Annotated in this window: 16 protein-coding genes; 14 read left to right on the plus strand and 2 right to left on the minus strand. The window is 73.4% G+C overall.

Going from position 1 to position 14769, the window contains the following annotated elements; translation table 11 throughout:
* Nucleotides 1-36: 36 nt before the first annotated feature.
* The gene (locus EUA94_RS04475; protein ID WP_129425081.1) at nucleotides 37-600 is read left to right on the plus strand and encodes a TetR/AcrR family transcriptional regulator; all 564 of its coding nucleotides are present in this window, start codon (nucleotides 37-39) and stop codon (nucleotides 598-600) included.
* A 1-nt stretch (nucleotide 601) separates the two neighbouring features.
* Here the strand turns inward: EUA94_RS04475 and EUA94_RS22040 are convergent, their stop codons facing one another.
* Complete coding sequence (locus EUA94_RS22040) at nucleotides 602-775, minus strand: hypothetical protein (protein ID WP_165356799.1); 174 nt, start codon at nucleotides 773-775, stop codon at nucleotides 602-604.
* Between the two features lie 97 nt (nucleotides 776-872).
* Here EUA94_RS22040 and EUA94_RS04480 point away from each other — a divergent pair, with 97 nt between their 5' ends.
* The 12 genes from EUA94_RS04480 to EUA94_RS04535 all read left to right on the plus strand — a co-directional run bounded on the left by EUA94_RS04480 (nucleotide 873) and on the right by EUA94_RS04535 (nucleotide 13473).
* Nucleotides 873-1790 carry a LysR family transcriptional regulator gene (locus EUA94_RS04480; protein ID WP_129425083.1) on the plus strand — a complete coding sequence of 306 codons (918 nt, stop codon included), beginning with the start codon at nucleotides 873-875 and terminating at the stop codon, nucleotides 1788-1790.
* 57 nt (nucleotides 1791-1847) lie between these two features.
* Nucleotides 1848-2951, plus strand: a complete 1104-nt coding sequence (locus tag EUA94_RS04485; RefSeq protein ID WP_129425085.1) for a glycosyltransferase family protein — start codon at nucleotides 1848-1850, stop codon at nucleotides 2949-2951.
* Nucleotides 2948-4039, plus strand: coding sequence for a glycosyltransferase family 4 protein (locus tag EUA94_RS04490; protein WP_129425087.1), 1092 nt, complete (start codon nucleotides 2948-2950; stop codon nucleotides 4037-4039). Before EUA94_RS04485 ends, EUA94_RS04490 begins: the two co-directional genes overlap by 4 nt.
* Nucleotides 4036-5046, plus strand: coding sequence for a glycosyltransferase family 28 protein (locus tag EUA94_RS04495; RefSeq protein WP_129425089.1), 1011 nt, complete (start codon nucleotides 4036-4038; stop codon nucleotides 5044-5046). Before EUA94_RS04490 ends, EUA94_RS04495 begins: the two co-directional genes overlap by 4 nt.
* Nucleotides 5043-5846 carry a glycosyltransferase family 2 protein gene (locus tag EUA94_RS04500; protein ID WP_129425091.1) on the plus strand — a complete coding sequence of 268 codons (804 nt, stop codon included), beginning with the start codon at nucleotides 5043-5045 and terminating at the stop codon, nucleotides 5844-5846. Before EUA94_RS04495 ends, EUA94_RS04500 begins: the two co-directional genes overlap by 4 nt.
* 81 nt (nucleotides 5847-5927) lie before the next feature.
* Nucleotides 5928-6755: a UbiA family prenyltransferase gene (locus tag EUA94_RS04505; RefSeq protein ID WP_129425093.1), complete on the plus strand. Its 828-nt coding sequence runs from the start codon at nucleotides 5928-5930 to the stop codon at nucleotides 6753-6755.
* Nucleotides 6752-7936 carry an NAD(P)/FAD-dependent oxidoreductase gene (locus EUA94_RS04510; protein ID WP_129425095.1) on the plus strand — a complete coding sequence of 395 codons (1185 nt, stop codon included), beginning with the start codon at nucleotides 6752-6754 and terminating at the stop codon, nucleotides 7934-7936. The genes EUA94_RS04505 and EUA94_RS04510 overlap by 4 nt, the downstream gene beginning before the upstream one ends.
* Entirely contained in the window at nucleotides 7933-8988 is a 1056-nt protein-coding gene (locus EUA94_RS04515) for a type III polyketide synthase (protein WP_129425097.1), read from the plus strand. The genes EUA94_RS04510 and EUA94_RS04515 overlap by 4 nt, the downstream gene beginning before the upstream one ends.
* On the plus strand, nucleotides 8985-9536 hold the full coding sequence (locus tag EUA94_RS04520; RefSeq protein WP_242494669.1) for an isoprenylcysteine carboxyl methyltransferase family protein: 552 nt from the start codon (nucleotides 8985-8987) through the stop codon (nucleotides 9534-9536). Before EUA94_RS04515 ends, EUA94_RS04520 begins: the two co-directional genes overlap by 4 nt.
* Nucleotides 9529-10575 carry an NAD(P)/FAD-dependent oxidoreductase gene (locus EUA94_RS04525; RefSeq protein ID WP_129425099.1) on the plus strand — a complete coding sequence of 349 codons (1047 nt, stop codon included), beginning with the start codon at nucleotides 9529-9531 and terminating at the stop codon, nucleotides 10573-10575. The genes EUA94_RS04520 and EUA94_RS04525 overlap by 8 nt, the downstream gene beginning before the upstream one ends.
* Before the next feature lie 61 nt (nucleotides 10576-10636).
* On the plus strand, nucleotides 10637-11221 hold the full coding sequence (gene idi, locus EUA94_RS04530; RefSeq protein WP_129425101.1) for an isopentenyl-diphosphate Delta-isomerase: 585 nt from the start codon (nucleotides 10637-10639) through the stop codon (nucleotides 11219-11221).
* A 113-nt stretch (nucleotides 11222-11334) separates the two neighbouring features.
* Complete coding sequence (locus EUA94_RS04535; protein ID WP_207210392.1) at nucleotides 11335-13473, plus strand: SpoIIE family protein phosphatase; 2139 nt, start codon at nucleotides 11335-11337, stop codon at nucleotides 13471-13473.
* Nucleotides 13474-13503: 30 nt separating this feature from the next.
* On the opposite strand, the gene EUA94_RS22870 is transcribed toward EUA94_RS04535, so the two are convergent.
* Complete coding sequence (locus EUA94_RS22870; RefSeq protein WP_277986078.1) at nucleotides 13504-14094, minus strand: TauD/TfdA family dioxygenase; 591 nt, start codon at nucleotides 14092-14094, stop codon at nucleotides 13504-13506.
* A gap of 317 nt (nucleotides 14095-14411) precedes the next feature.
* Here EUA94_RS22870 and EUA94_RS04545 point away from each other — a divergent pair, with 317 nt between their 5' ends.
* The gene (locus EUA94_RS04545) at nucleotides 14412-14720 is read left to right on the plus strand and encodes a hypothetical protein (RefSeq protein ID WP_129425102.1); all 309 of its coding nucleotides are present in this window, start codon (nucleotides 14412-14414) and stop codon (nucleotides 14718-14720) included.
* The last annotated feature ends 49 nt before the right edge of the window (nucleotides 14721-14769 follow it).

Genomic DNA, 14769 nt, shown 5'->3' on the forward strand with positions numbered 1-14769 from the left:
CTACACACGCACTGTAGCACCTGCTACAGTCACGCCGTGGCCAAGGACCCCGAACGCCGTCAGGTGTGGACGCGAGAGGCGACCGACTACGCCCTCGCGCACGGCCTGATCGGCCTGAGCCTGCGACCGCTGGCGGCCTCGCTCGGCACGAGCGACCGGATGCTGCTCTATCACTTCGGCACCAAGGACGACCTGGTCGCCGCCATCCTCCGCGAGTCCAACGACCGCGCAGTGGCGGGCGTGGCAGGCCTCCCGCCGTCGCGGGACCTGCGGGCCGCCGTGCACGACCTGTGGGCCCGCGTCCGCTCCCCCGGCCTCGAGGCGTGCAGCCGGTTGTACGTCGAGGCTGCCGCGCTCGGCCTCCTGGGTCACGAGCCCTACGCCAGCGTGGTGCTCGAGGCCAACGCGCGCTGGTACGGGTCGCTGGTCACCCACCTGACGAGGTCGGGCGTCGCCCGGCCCCTCGCCAAGCGGGCCGCGACGATCACCGACGCCGCCTTCATGGGCTTCCAGCTGGACGCCCCGCTCTACACCGGCACCCCCGCTGCGAAGCGGGCGGTGGTCGACCTCGCCGAGGCCGTGGCTGCGCTGGAGCGCTGACTCAGGCGGCGTGCGCCGACCGGCGGGCAGCCCGACCCATGACCTGGGTCTGCTCGGTGCCGCACCAGCACGTGAACGTGACCTCGATGCCGTGGTCCGTGTTGGTCATCGAGCTCACCTGGCTCTGGAAGATGAGCACTCGGGTGGCACACACCTGGCAGTTGTTGTCGAACATCGCTGACCTCCTCAGATCTGGTTGCGTAGATCAATCGTCCCCGATTCGGATCTCTAGGGGTAGCCTCGGTTTCCAGCGGCATCCAAAGGAGATTCCTATGCTTTCATTGCACCAGCTGCGCTGCTTCCTCGCGACGTACGAGCACGGGTCGCTCACCGCCGCGGCCGAAGAGCTGGGCTATGCGCAGCCGTCGGTGTCCGAGCAGGTCCGGGGTCTCGAGAAGACGCTCGGCGTGCCCCTCTTCCGGCGGGTAGGGCGAGGCGTCGTGCCCACCACGCTGGCCGACACCCTGCGTCCGTACGCCGAGCAGGCCATCGCCGCGGCCGAGGAGGCGCGACGGGCGGTGCAGAGCGCGGTGTCGCTGGAGAGCGGCACGATCCGGTTCGGGATGTTCGGCGCCGCCCGGTTCTACGCCGGGTCGCAGATCGTGGCCGACGTGCTCGAGCGCTACCCCGGAGTCCGCGTGGAGCTGATCGGCCAGCACTCCAACGAGGTCCAGGAACAGCTGCGCCGCGGACACCTGGAGGCCGCGATGATCGCCGTCACCAGCGTCGAGAGCGAGGGGATGACCGTGATCCCGGTGGCCCGGGACGAGCTCGTCTACATCTCGGCCGATCCCGAGCGACTCGCCTCGCCGGTCACCGCCGCGCGACTCGCGAAGGCGCAGCTGATCATGCCGGAGACGACGTGGCGGTCCACCGACTCCGTCCGGATTGTGCTCCGCCGCTTCCTGCACGAGGCGGGCTACAACCCGCAGACCCGCATCGAGGTGGAGGAGGCGGAGACCGCTGTCGACCTCGTCGGGCGCGGCTTCGGCGACTCGGTCATCCCCCGCGGCGGCGCCGTACAGCTCATCCCGCAGCTCGCCCCGCACGTCGGCTACGTCTCGCTGCGTCCGCGGCAGTACGACGTGATGGCGATTGTGCACCGGGCCGGTGCGGTGCTGTCGCCGGCGGCCCAGGTCATGATCGAGGTGGCGACCAGGCACATCCAGTCGATCGCGGAGCCGATCTGATCCCACCCGCGCGGGTGGCGGCGGCGGTGAAGTCGCAGGATCCGGGTACGTCGCACCATGTCGGTCGTCCAGTCCCCGAAGCATCTCGCCGCTCCACCCCTGACCATCGCGTCGGTGCCGTCCGGTCACGTGTACGTCCGGCACCTCGCGCCACTCGCCGGGCACGGAGCCGTCCGGCTGCCCGACCCCGACCCGAACCGGCCGGACCGGCCGGCCGGGGCGACGTGGTGGCCGCCGGTCATGCTCGACCCGGAGTGGGCGCGCACGGCCGAGTTCGACGTGTTCCACCTGCACTTCGGTTTCGACGCCTGCCCGCCCGAGCGGCTGGACCGGCTGACCCGCGTCCTGCGCGGGCGGGGCAAGCCGTTCGTCTTCACCGTTCACGACCTCCGCAACCCACACCACGACGACCGTCGGCTGCACGACGAGCAGCTCGACGTGCTCGTACGCGCCGCTGATGCGCTGGTGACCCTGACTCCCGGTGCGGCGCGCGAGATCGAGGCGCGCTGGGACCGGACGGCGATGGTCGTCCCGCACCCGCACGTGGTCGACCTGCCGACCATGTCGCGGGCCCTGGCGGTGCGACCCGGGTCGCGCCTCCGGCCGTTCCGCGTCGGCCTGCACCTCAAGAGCCTGCGCGCCAACATGGACCCGATGCGGATCCTGCCCACGCTTGTGGAGACGGTCGCCGGTCTTGACGACACCGTGCTGCAGGTCAACTGCCACCGCGACATCCTCGACGCCGACGGCGCCCGGCGGGACGCGGAGCTGGCCGCCTGGCTGCGACGGGAGGCGGCCGCCGGGAGGCTCGAGCTGGCCGTGCACGACTACTTCTCGGATGACGACCTCTGGTCCTACCTGGCGTCGCTCGACCTGTCGGTACTGCCGTACACGTTCGGCACCCACTCGGGCTGGCTCGAGGCGTGCCGTGACCTGCAGACGACGGTGCTCGCCCCGAGCTGTGGCTACTACGCCGACCAGGGGCCGATCCTCGACTACACCAACAACGGCGACGACTTCGACGCCGACTCGCTGCGCGACGCCGTCGTGCACGCCCGGACCGAGCGCCCCCACCTCGGCGCCACCGTCGAGGAGCGCACCGAGCAGCAACACCTGGTCGCCCAGGCCCACGAGGACCTCTACCGCGAGGTGAGCGGATGAGCGTGCGGCTGCCGGGCGAGCGACTGCGGATCTGCCTGGTCGCCAACTGTCGCTTCCCGATCTCCGAGCCCTTCACCGGCGGACTGGAGTCGATGACGTGGCACCTGGCCAGTGAGCTCGTCCGGCGTGGCCACGAGGTCGCGGTCTTCGCCGCCCCCGGCTCCGACCCCGGTCTCGGCGTGACCGAGCTGGCCGTCGACGTGATGCCCGAGCGTCCCGGTCGCCACGACGTCGGCGCGCCTCCGTACGTCGAGGTCGCGGAGCACCACGCCTACCTGTCGCTCATGCTCCAGCTGAGCGGGCACGAGGGCGTGGAGTTCGACGTCCTCCACAACAACAGCCTCCACTACCTCCCGGTGGCGATGGCGCGCTCGCTGCCGATGCCGGTCCTCACCACCCTGCACACCCCTCCGCTGTGGTGGCTGGAGTCGGCGGTGCAGATGGATGGCGGCAGCAGCTCGTTCGCCGCCGTCTCGCGGCACACCGCTGCGGCGTGGGCACCGATCACCGAGAGCACGGTGGTCCTCAACGGTGTCGACGTGGATCAATGGCCCGCCGGTCCCGGCGGCCCGAGTGCCGTGTGGTCCGGCCGGATCGTGGAGGAGAAGGCGCCGCACCACGCCGTCCTCGCCGCCCGCCGGGCCGGCATCCCGATCGTGCTGGCGGGGCCGACCCTCGACCGCGACTACTTCCGGGAGTCGGTCGAGCCGCTGCTCGGTCCGGGCGCGACGTACGCCGGACACCTCCCGCAGTCGGAGCTCGCGGCGCTGGTGGGTCAGGCGGGCGTCGTGGTCGTCACCCCCGCGTGGGACGAGCCCTACGGCCTGGTCGCCGCCGAAGCACTGTCGTGCGGGACTCCGGTCGCGGCCTACGCCCGCGGTGGCCTGCCCGAGGTGCTCACGACCGACACGGGCCGACTGGCCGACGCCGGCGACGTCGACGGGTTGGCCCGGGCGATCGGCGAGGCGCTGGAGCTCGACCGCGCGCGCTGTCGCGGGCACGCCGTCGCGGAGCTCTCGCTCGGTCGGATGGTCGACCGCTACGAGGACCTCTACCACCAGCTGCTCGATCGCCGGCTCGCCGCGTGATCGGCTACTACGTCCACCACCACGGCAACGGCCACCTCCACCGGGCGATGACCGTCGCGCCGCACCTGCCGGACGTCGTGACCGGCATCTCCTCACTCCCCCGCCCGGAGTCGTGGACCGGCCCGTGGGTGCAGCTCCCACGCGACGACGGAGCGCCGGGCTACGACGCGGCGGACGTCACGGCGCAGGGCCTCCTGCACTGGGTCCCGATCGGCGACCCCGGCCTGCGCGGACGGATGTCGACGATCGCGGCGTGGATCGAGGAGCACGCGCCCACGGCGATGGTCGTCGACCAGTCCGTGGAGGTGTGCCTGCTGGCTCGGCTCCACGGCATCCCGGTGGTGGCGCTCACCGCACCCGGACGGCGTACGGACGCTGCCCACCGACTGGGCTTCGGCTCCGCGTCCGTGGTCGTCGGCGCCTGGCCGGCCGGCCTGACCCACCGCCTCCTTCCCGGGCTCGACGCGGACACCAGCGACCGCGTGCACGCCGTCGGGGCCGTCTCCCGCTTCGGGGTGGCACCGGGCCGAAGCCGTACGCCCGGTCGGCGACCGCACGCCGTGCTGCTCGCCGGGACCGGCGGTGACGGCTTCACCCGCGCGAGCATCACTCGGGCGCAGGAGCAGACCCCCGACTGGGACTGGACGGTGCTGAGTCGCACGCTCGGCACCTGGCACCGCGACCCCGCCGCCGTGCTGGCGACCGCCGACGTCGCGGTGCTCCACCCGGGCCAGAACTCCCTCGCCGAGGTCGCCTCGCTGCGGCTGCCCGCGATCGTGGTGCCGGCAACCCGGCCGTTCCACGAGCAGCACGTCACCGCAGCGGCGCTCAACGACGGGTGGCCGGCAGTCGTGGTGGACGCCGTGCCCACCACCGGCTGGCGCGACCTGCTCCACGAGGCACTCTTCCTCGACGGCGAGGGCTGGTCCGAGTGGTGCGACGGCGGGGCGCCGACCCGGATCACCCAGGTGGTCGCCGGCGTCGTCGACGCCGAGTGCGCGGCATGAGCACCGCAGTGGTGACCGTCGTCCACGGCCGGCACGACCACCTCGCCCGGCAGCGAGCCTCGCTCGCCGCCTCGGCCGTGCCACCCGACCACCACGTCGTCGTCGCGGTCGACGACCCGGTCGTGGCTCGAGCCGACTGGTGCAGCGCATCCGTCGCCGGACACCCGCTCGGCCTCCCGATCGCAGCCGCGCGCAACCGCGGAGCACAGGAGGCCGTCGACAGGGGTGCCGACGTGCTGGTCTTCCTCGATGTCGACTGCCTCGCCGACCCCAGCCTCGTGGAGTCGTACGCCGACGTGGTGCGCGACGAGCCGGGCACCGTGTGGTCCGGTCCGGTGACCTACCTCGACCCACCGTCCGCCGGCGGCTACGACGTACGGTCCTTGCGCACCCTCGACTCCCCGCACCCTGCGCGGCCGGCGCCCGCCATCGGCGCGCGCATCCGCGGGGCGGACCCCGACCTGTTCTGGTCCCTGTCCTTCGCCTGCACGGTCGACGCCTGGCAACGCACCGGGGGATTTTGCGAGTCGTACGTCGGCTACGGCGGCGAGGACACCGACTTCGCCCGCCTGGTCGTCGATGCGGGGCTCGACCTGGGCTGGGTGGGCGCGGCGCGCGCGTTCCACCAGTGGCACCCGGTGTCGCGACCGCCGGTGGAGCACGTCGAGGACATCGTCCGCAACGCCGAGATCTACCGGAGGCGCTGGGGCACCACGCCGATGCTCGGATGGCTCGAGGCCTTCGCGGAGCGCGGGCTGGTCCGTCGCGACGACGCCGGATGCTGGCGGCTCGTCGTGTGAAGGGCGGCTGACGGGGCACTGGATAGGTTCGACGCACCACCCGGGACGGCGACCGACGCCGCGCGACGCAGGAGGGGACTGATGAGCTCCACAGCCTCGCCCGCCACCCGTCCCGTCCGAGGGGGCATCGACGGGCTGGTTCGCGCCGCGCACGCGGGACCCGCTCTCGCGGTGACCGTCCTCGCCGGACTGCTCGCCGTCGCCCAGGACCTGCCCGCCGGCCGCGCCGCGCTGGTGGTCGCAGCTGTGCTCACGGGCCAGCTCACGGTGGGCTGGAGCAACGACCTCATCGACCAGGGCCGCGACCGTTCGGCCGGACGCTCCGACAAGCCGCTCGCGACGGGCGCCGTCCCGGTGCGGATGGTGCAGGCGTGCTGCGCCGTCGCTGTCGTCTGCTGCGTGGCCCTGTCGCTGGCCTGCGGCGTCGCCGCCGGTCTCGTGCACCTCACCTGCGTGGCGGCGGCCTGGGCCTACAACCTCCGGCTCAAGTCGACCGTGTGGTCGTGGGTGCCGTACGCCGTCGCCTTCGGGTTGCTGACCGTCTTCGTCGCCCTGGCCGATGAGGCACGGCCGCCGTGGTGGTGGCCGGTCGGGGCCGCGCTGCTCGGCGTCGGCGCGCACCTGCTCAACGTGCTGCCCGACCTCGACGACGACGCCTCGACCGGCGTACGCGGCCTTCCGCACGTGCTCGGCCCACGCCGCATCGCTCCGATCGCCGCGACCGTGCTCGTGGCCGCCACCGTTGTCGTGCTCGTCGGCGCAGCGCCCGCGACCCTCGTGGTGGTGCCGTCGGCAGCCGTCGTCCTGGCGCTTGCGCTGGTCGTGGTTGCGGGCAGTGGACGTCGTCCGTTCGTCGCGGCCATCGGCATCGCCCTGGTCGACGCGGCACTGCTGGTGGTGGCCCGATGACCACCGAGACCTGGGACCTCGTCGTCGTCGGGGCCGGCCCCGCCGGGGCCAGCGCCGCCCTCGGCGCCCTGACCGAGGACCCGTCGCTGCGCGTCCTGCTGCTCGACCGCAGCGACTTCCCCCGCGACAAGTCCTGCGGCGACGGCATCGCCCCGCACGTCGTCGACGCCCTCGCCGAGGTCAGCGCCGCCGACGTCGTCGACGACTGGTCGCCCGTACGCGACCTGGAGCTCGCGCACGGCGACGTCGCGGTCGCGGGGCCGATGCGGCGCGATGCGTACGTCGTGCCGCGCCGGGTCTTCGACGCGCGCCTCGTCGAGCACGCCGTCGCCGCGGGCGCCGTGCTGCGCCGGCACCGGGTCACCTCGCTCACCGTCGACGGCTCTGGCCCGCTCCTCTCCGGCGAGCTCCGCGCCCAGGTCGTGGTCGGCGCCGACGGTGCCCAGTCCCTCGTGCGGCAGGCACTCCTCGGCCGCCGCCGCGAGCGCCGGGCCATCGCCATCCGCGGCTATGCGCCCGTCACCGACGAGATCCGCGGCCGCCAGGTCATCCGCTACGGCGACCGCGCGCTGCCGTCGTACGCCTGGGCCTTCGACCGCGGCGACGGCCTCGCCAACGTCGGCTACGGCGAGCTGCTGCCCGACGGGACCTCCGGTGCCAGGCCACCCAGCCGCCGGCTCCTCCTCGACCAGCTCGAGCAGCTCGTGCCCGGGGCCGCCAGCACCGGCAGCGACTGGCGCGGCCACCACCTGCCGCTGAGCAGCTGGCGCTGGGAGCAGCCCGACGGACCGGTCCTCCTCGTCGGCGACGCCGCCGGGCTGGTGAACCCGATGACCGGCGAGGGCATCTACTACGCCGTCGCCACCGGGATCGCCGCCGGGCGCACCGCCGCCCGCGCGGTCGCCCTCCGACGCCCCGAGGCCGCCGGCGCCCGCCACCGCCGCGTGGTGCGTACGCTCCTCGGCTCGCACCTGCGCCACACCTGGGTGGCCTCCCGGCTCGCGCAGTCCCCGCGCATCGTCGACGCCGGGATCCGCGCCGCCGGCCGCGACCGCCACGTCTTCGACGCCCTCGTCGAGATCGGCCTCGGCGACGGCCGCATCGACCGTCACCTGGTGGCCGGGCTGACCCGCAGCCTCGTCCCGCTCCCCCGACTCCGACCCGCAAGGACATCCGCATGAGGATCCTGGCCGCCCGCGGCGCCCTCCCCGAGCACTCCTACCCCCAGGCCGAGATCACCGAGGCCTTCGCCTCCGTGATCTCCGAGCGCAGCCTCGACCACGCGCTGCTGCGGCGGTTCCACCGCAACTCCGGCGTCGAGCGGCGGCACACGGTGCTGCCGCTGGCCGACTACGCGACGCTGGGCGACTTCGGCCACGCCAACGACCTGTTCATCGAGCACGCCGTCGAGCTCGGCGCGCAGGCGCTCGTTGACGCGCTCAAGGCCGCCGACCTCACGCCGTCCGACGTCGACCTCATCGTGACCGCCACCGTCACCGGGCTCGCGGTGCCGTCGCTGGACGCCCGCATCGCCGGGGTCGTCGGGCTGCGCGAGGACGTACGCCGGATGCCGCTGGTCGGCCTGGGCTGCGTGGCCGGCGCCGCCGGGATCGCCCGCGTGCACGACTACCTCCTCGGCCACCCCGACCACACCGCCGTCCTCGTCGCGGTGGAGCTGTGCTCATTGACCCTGCAGCGCGACGACACCTCGGTGCCGAACCTCGTCGCCAGCGGCCTCTTCGGCGACGGTGCCTCGGCCGTCGTCGCCGTCGGCGACGCGCGTCACGGGGGCACGGTGCGGGTGCTCGACTCGCGCAGCCGGCTCTACCCGGACAGCGAGCGCACGATGGGCTTCGACGTGGCGGGCTCCGGGCTGCGCATCGTCCTCGACGCCGAGGTGCCGACGCTGGTCGAGCGCTTCATCCGCGACGACGTCGACGCCTTCCTCGCCGACCACGGGCTCACCCGCGACGACATCGGCTGGTGGGTCTGCCACCCCGGCGGCCCCAAGGTCATCGAGGCCCTGGAGGCGGCGCTGGAGGTGCCGCGCGAGGCCCTGCAGCTCACGTGGGAGTCGCTCGCACGGGTCGGCAACCTGTCGTCGGTCTCGGTCCTGCACGTCCTGGAGGACACCCTCGCGCAACGCCCGCCCGAGCCCGGCAGCCACGGCGTCCTGCTCGCCATGGGACCGGGCTTCTGCTCCGAGGTCGTGCTGCTGAGGGCCGAGTCGTGACCACGCTGCTCGCCTTCACCGTCCTCGTCGCCCTGGTCGGGCTGGAGCGGGTTGCGGAGCTCGTCGTGTCCACCCGCAACGCGGCCTGGAGCCGCGAGCGCGGCGGCGTCGAGAGCGGGCTCGGCCACTTCCCCTTCATGGTCGTGCTGCACACCGCGCTGCTCGTCGGGGCGCTCGCCGAGGCCTGGCTGCGCCGACCGGACGTCCCTTCGCTCCTCGCCTGGTCGATGCTGACGCTGGTGGTCGCCTCGCAAGCCCTGCGCTGGTGGTGCATCGCGACCCTCGGCCGCCGGTGGAACACCCGCGTCATCGTCGTCCCGGGTCTGGCCCCGGTCTCGTCCGGCCCCTACCGCTTCCTCCGCCACCCCAACTACGTCGCCGTCGTCGTCGAGGGCGTGGCCCTCCCGCTCGTGCACGCCGCGTGGATCACGGCCGTGGTCTTCACGGTGCTCAACGCCGGCCTCCTCGCCGTACGCATCCGGACCGAGAACGTCGCGCTCGCCACGTTGCCGCCCGTCTCCGGACCAGCCGAGCACGCCGATGCGTGACCTGGTCGTCGCCGGCGGCGGACCGGTGGGCCTGGCGTCGGCCCTCCACGCGCACCGCGCCGGGCTCTCCGTCGTGGTCCGCGAGCCGCGGGACGGCCCGATCGACAAGGCGTGCGGCGAGGGGTTGATGCCCGGTGCCGTCGCGGAGCTGGCCGACCTCGGCGTGCACCCGCCCGGACGCGCGCTCACCGGCATCCACTACCTCGACTCGGCCGGACGCGGCGTCGGCGCGACGGCCCGCTTCGCCGCCGGTCCGGGACGCGGCGTACGCCGGACCACGCTCCACGACGCCCTCGCGGCGGCGGTCGCAGCCGCCGGCATCCCCGTCGAGCAGCGGGCGGTGCAGGACGTGCGCCAGCTCGACGACCGGGTGCTCGTCGACGGTGAACCCGCCCGCTACCTCCTCGCCGCAGATGGGCTGCACTCGCCGGTCCGTCGGCTGCTCGACCTCGACGCCCCCGCCCCTGCCCGCTCCCGACGCCGGTTCGGGCTGCGGTGCCACGTCGAGCAGGCGCCGTGGACGTCGTACGTCGAGGTGCACTGGTCACCGCGCGCCGAGGCCTACGTCACGCCCGTCGCCGACGACCTGGTGGGCGTCGCCGTGCTCGGCGAGGCGGGGTCGCGGTTCGAGGACCTGCTCGCCGACTTCCCCGTGCTCGGGGAGCGGCTCACCGGCACCCGGAGTCGCGTGCTGGGCGCGGGCCCCCTCCGTCAGCGGGCCCGCACCCGCACCGCGGGCCGCGTCCTGCTCGTCGGCGATGCCGCGGGCTACGTCGACGCGCTGACCGGCGAGGGCATCGCGCTCGGGCTGGCCCAGGCACGCGCGGCCGTCGACTGCCTGGTCGCCGACCGGCCCGAGCACTACGACGCCCGGGCGCGACGGCTCGGGCTGCGCCACGAGCTGCTCACCCACGCCCTCCTCCGCGCCACCGCGCACCCGCCCGTACGCCGCGTGCTCGTGCCGGTCGCGACCCGCCTGCCGTGGCTGTTCAGCGCCGCCGTCAACCAGCTCGCCCGACCCGCCGGAGGCACCGCATGAGCACCCCACGACCTTCTTCTCCTCCGCTGCGCTCCCCCGAACAACGCTGCGGGGACCCCGCATGAGCACGACCCTCCACGAGCTCGTCGTGCTCCTCGACGAGCAGGGCCGCGCGGTCGGCACGGCCGACAAGGCCGCGGTCCACCACGCCGACACCCCCTTGCACCTCGCCTTCTCCCTCTACCTCTTCGACGACGACGGGCGGTTCCTCGTCACCCGGCGCGCACTGGGCAAGCGGACCTTCCCGGGCGTGTGGACCAACAGCTGCTGCGGCCATCCCGCCCCGGGCGAGGCCCTCGCGGACGGCGTACGACGACGGGTGCGGCAGGAGCTCGACGTGGACGTCGCCGACCTCCGGCTCGCCGTCCCGACCTTCCGCTACCGCGCCGAGCAGGACGGGGTCGTCGAGAACGAGATGTGCCCCGTCTTCATCGGCCGGGTCGCCGGCCGCGTCGCGCCGGACCGGACCGAGGTCGAGGAGGTCAGCTGGGAGCCGTGGGCCGAGTTCCGCACCGGGGTGCTGGACGGCACGCGGGCGGTCTCGGTGTGGTGCCGCGAGCAGGTCGCGCACCTTTCTGCCGAGCCGTTCGCGGCGCCCCCCGGGCGTCAGGACGACCTCCCGCCGGCCGCCCATCCCCAAGGGTGAGACACCTGACTGGACCTTTCGGCGTTCGGGAGGCGGGCGGCCCCGCTCTGTGACACCCTGCGCGCAGGGCCTCGATTGCGGGCTGCCCCTGGTTGGCTGTTGGAGGAGCGCCCGTGTCCGAGATCGGCTCCGCGACAAGCGTCGGCGTGCCGTCGCAGAGGGAGCCCACCGAGATGTCCGCCGCCCTGGACGAGGAGAGCGACCGCGTCGCACTGCGCCTCGCCATCGACGCGGCCGGGGTCGGTGCCTTCGTCTGGGACCTGGTCAGTGGCCGGCTGAGGTTCGACGACCGGCTGCTCGAGCTCTTCGGTCTCGACGAGTCCACGTTCGGAGGCTCCATCGAGGCGTTCAACGAGTGCGTGCACCCCGACGACCTGCCGCGGGTGAACGGGGCGATCGAGCGAGCGATCACCCGGTGCGGTGACTACGCCGCCGAGTACCGCGTGGTCCTGCCCGGTGGCGGGGTCCGCTGGATCGAGGCGCGCGGTCGAGCCTTCTCCGACCGCCCAGATGGGCCCGCCGTACGCCTCGTGGGTGCCGCGTACGACACCAGCGAGGTGCGCGAGGGCGAGGCCCGGCTCGGCCGCGTGCTCGAGTCGATGTCGTCGGCCTTCTACCAGCTCGACTCCGACTGGAAGTTCACCTACGTCAACTCCGAGGCGGAGCGGCTGCTCGGCGCCGGCCGCGAACAGCTCGCGGGCGAGTCGATCTGGTCGGCCTTCCCCGCCGCCGTCGGCAGCGCCTTCGAGGTGAACTACCGCGAGGCCGTGACAACGGGTCGTCCGGTGACCTTCGAGGCCTACTACCCGCCGCCCCTCGACGCCTGGTACGAGGTGCGCGCCTGGCCCGTGCCCGAAGGCCTCGCCGTCTACTTCCTCGACATCACCGACCGCCGCGAGGCCCAGGACGCACTCGCCCGGTCGGCGCGGAGGCTTGCCCTCCTCGCTGCCGTCTCCGAGGGACTCACCAGCACCCTGGACCCGCTCGAGCTCGTGCGCCGGCTGGCCGGCCTCCTCGTCCCTGACCTCGCGGACTGGTGCCTGGTCACGCTCGTCGCCGACCCGCACGCCTCCGACTGGCGTCGCGGGCTCGAGGACGTCGGCTGGGCACACGTCGACCCGGCGATGCACGAGACCGTGCGGGAGTACTCCGCCCTCCGCCTGCGGGCGATGACCGACGAGTCCTACCTGGCGTGGACCATCCGCGAGATGACCTCGACCCTGATGGAGTCCGACGCGGCCGACCAGGTCGCCGCCGTGCTCCGCGAGGGAGCCGCCCGCGACCGGCTGCTGGAGCTCGACCCGCAGTCGGGCGCGGCGGTGTCGCTGGTCGCACGGGGCCGGACCGTCGGGGTCGTGACCGTCTTCCGCGGTGCCGGCCGCCGCGCCATGAACGCGGACGACGTCGCCCTGCTCGAGGACATCGGCGCCAGAGCTGCGCTGGCACTGGACAACGCTCGTCTCTACGAGGCACAGCGAAATGTCTCGGAGGCACTGCAGCGGAGCATGCTCACCGACCCACCGCAGCCCGACCACCTGCAGATCGTCACGCGCTACTCCCCCGCCAGCGACGTCGCCCGCATCGGCGGTGACTGGTACGACGCGTTCCTCCAGCAGAGCCGCGGCCCCGGCGGCCGCGACGTGGTGGTCGTGGTCGGTGACGTCGTCGGCCACGATGTGGAGGCGGCTGCCGCGATGGGGCAGGTCCGCGGCCTCCTGCGCGGGATCGCTGTACACAGTGGCTACGCCCCCGCTGCCGTCCTGTCTGGCGTCGACGAGGTGATGGACACGCTGCGTCTCGAGACCACGGCCACCGCCGTCGTGGCACGTCTCGAGCACCACCCGCGCCCCGGTGCCGAGCTGGGTGAGCAGGTCGTGCTGCGCTGGGCGCATGCCGGGCATCCGCCCGCGCTGCTCATCCGGCCGAACGGCGAGGTCACCCGGCTCGCTGACGTCGAGGACAACGACCTGCTGCTCGGCCTCGACCCGCACACCCGACGTGTCGAGCAGGTCGCCTTCCTCGAGCCCCACGCCACTTTGGTCTTCTACACCGACGGACTCGTCGAGCGGCGCGACCGCGACGTCGAGGAGGGCATTGTCGCCCTCACCGAGGTGCTGCGCGAGCTCTCGCCCGCCACCCAGGACCTCGACGAGCTCTGCGACCAGCTGCTCGAGCGGATGATCGGCGAGCAGCCCGAGGACGACGTCGCGCTCCTCGTGGTGCGGTGGACCCCGGAGACCGGCGAGGCCTGACCACACGCTCGTGGCCAGGCCGTCGGCAGGTCAGCTGATGAGCTCGTCGAGCCGCGAGTAGGCCTCGGCGTCGCCGGAGATGACCTCGCTGACCCCGCCGTCGATCGAGACCGGGACGTCCCCGGCGACGGTGATCCGGCGCATCTCGCGGGGCTCCGACCCGAAGTCCGCGACGGCGTAGTGCTGGGTGGCCCGGTTGTCCCACATCGCGACGTCGCCGTGCTGCCAGGTCCACCGGATGGTGTTCTCCAGCCGCGTGATGCGGTTCTGCAGCAGGTGGTAGAGCGCGGACGACTCCGAGCTGTTGAGGCCGTCGAAGGACTTCACGAAGTTGCCGAGGACGAGTGACCGCTCGCCCGTCTCGGGGTGGACGCAGACGACGGGGTGGCGGGTCTCGAAGACGGCACTCGCCGCGACGGCGAACGACCGGACGGCCCGCCGGGCTGGACCGACGAGGGCGTCGCCCGACGCGGTGAGCCGCACACCCCGTCCGTGCCGCTCGAAGAACGTCGAGCCGAGCTCGTGCTCGAGCGTGCGCATCGAGTACGACAGCGAAGGCTGAGCGCTCCACCCCTGGCGCGCTCCCGCCGCGCCAGCCCGAGCGTGAGCAGCGCCGTCCACGGGAGACGTCGGGCCGCGGCGGCGGCAGTGCCCAGGTGTCTGTGAGGGCGACGAGCGGCGCCAGTGCGCCTACTGGGACGGCGACGGATGGCAGCGCGACCCCGAGAAGGCGGACATCCTGATCCCAGCCGTCGGCGACGGGCTCGACGACCCGACCCGCTACCGCCCACGGTTCCTCAGGATCGACCTGCCCGACTGATCCCCCGCTGCTTGAAATCTGCACTTCCTGGGTGAACGGGTGTTTACCGTCCGCTGGGTCGGGTAAAGGACGAGTGCTGACTCGGGTCGGCACCACCGACCCACGAGGAGATGCAGCAGTGAGCAGCGCGCCGCACGACGCCAGCACCAGCCCGGAAGCGACCGCGGTCGCACAGGACCTGATCGAGTCGTTCGGGCAGGACCCCGAGCTCTATGTGCCCGGCACGGTCTCGACGCTGCCCGGCACCCGGACGACGACGTACGACCTGGCCTGTGGCCCCCGGTGCCCCCACGAGGACGGGCAGTGCCACCGCACCCACGCGGCGTGGCTCAGTGACGCGCCCCTCCACGCGCTCCTGAACGCCACCACCCCCCGCAGCGAGGGCGGGCGGAGCACCCGTGTCCCCGCGCAACGCCGGCGGGCCTGACGCCGCAGGCGGCTCGGGAGGCCCCGTGAGCGCAGGACACTGGCACGCC

The sequence above is a fragment of the Nocardioides zhouii genome, assembly GCF_004137345.1.
GTDB lineage: Bacteria > Actinomycetota > Actinomycetes > Propionibacteriales > Nocardioidaceae > Nocardioides > Nocardioides zhouii.

What these genes read in the sequence shown, in the direction of transcription:
- EUA94_RS22040 (WP_165356799.1), bottom strand. Translation starts at nt 775, where the DNA reads ATGTTCGACAACAACTGCCAGGTGTGTGCCACCCGAGTGCTCATCTTC.
- EUA94_RS04480 (WP_129425083.1), top strand. Translation starts at nt 873, where the DNA reads ATGCTTTCATTGCACCAGCTGCGCTGCTTCCTCGCGACGTACGAGCAC.
- EUA94_RS04485 (WP_129425085.1), top strand. Translation starts at nt 1,848, where the DNA reads ATGTCGGTCGTCCAGTCCCCGAAGCATCTCGCCGCTCCACCCCTGACC.
- EUA94_RS04490 (WP_129425087.1), top strand. Translation starts at nt 2,948, where the DNA reads ATGAGCGTGCGGCTGCCGGGCGAGCGACTGCGGATCTGCCTGGTCGCC.
- EUA94_RS04500 (WP_129425091.1), top strand. Translation starts at nt 5,043, where the DNA reads ATGAGCACCGCAGTGGTGACCGTCGTCCACGGCCGGCACGACCACCTC.
- EUA94_RS04505 (WP_129425093.1), top strand. Translation starts at nt 5,928, where the DNA reads ATGAGCTCCACAGCCTCGCCCGCCACCCGTCCCGTCCGAGGGGGCATC.
- EUA94_RS04510 (WP_129425095.1), top strand. Translation starts at nt 6,752, where the DNA reads ATGACCACCGAGACCTGGGACCTCGTCGTCGTCGGGGCCGGCCCCGCC.
- EUA94_RS04515 (WP_129425097.1), top strand. Translation starts at nt 7,933, where the DNA reads ATGAGGATCCTGGCCGCCCGCGGCGCCCTCCCCGAGCACTCCTACCCC.
- EUA94_RS04525 (WP_129425099.1), top strand. Translation starts at nt 9,529, where the DNA reads ATGCGTGACCTGGTCGTCGCCGGCGGCGGACCGGTGGGCCTGGCGTCG.
- idi (WP_129425101.1), top strand. Translation starts at nt 10,637, where the DNA reads ATGAGCACGACCCTCCACGAGCTCGTCGTGCTCCTCGACGAGCAGGGC.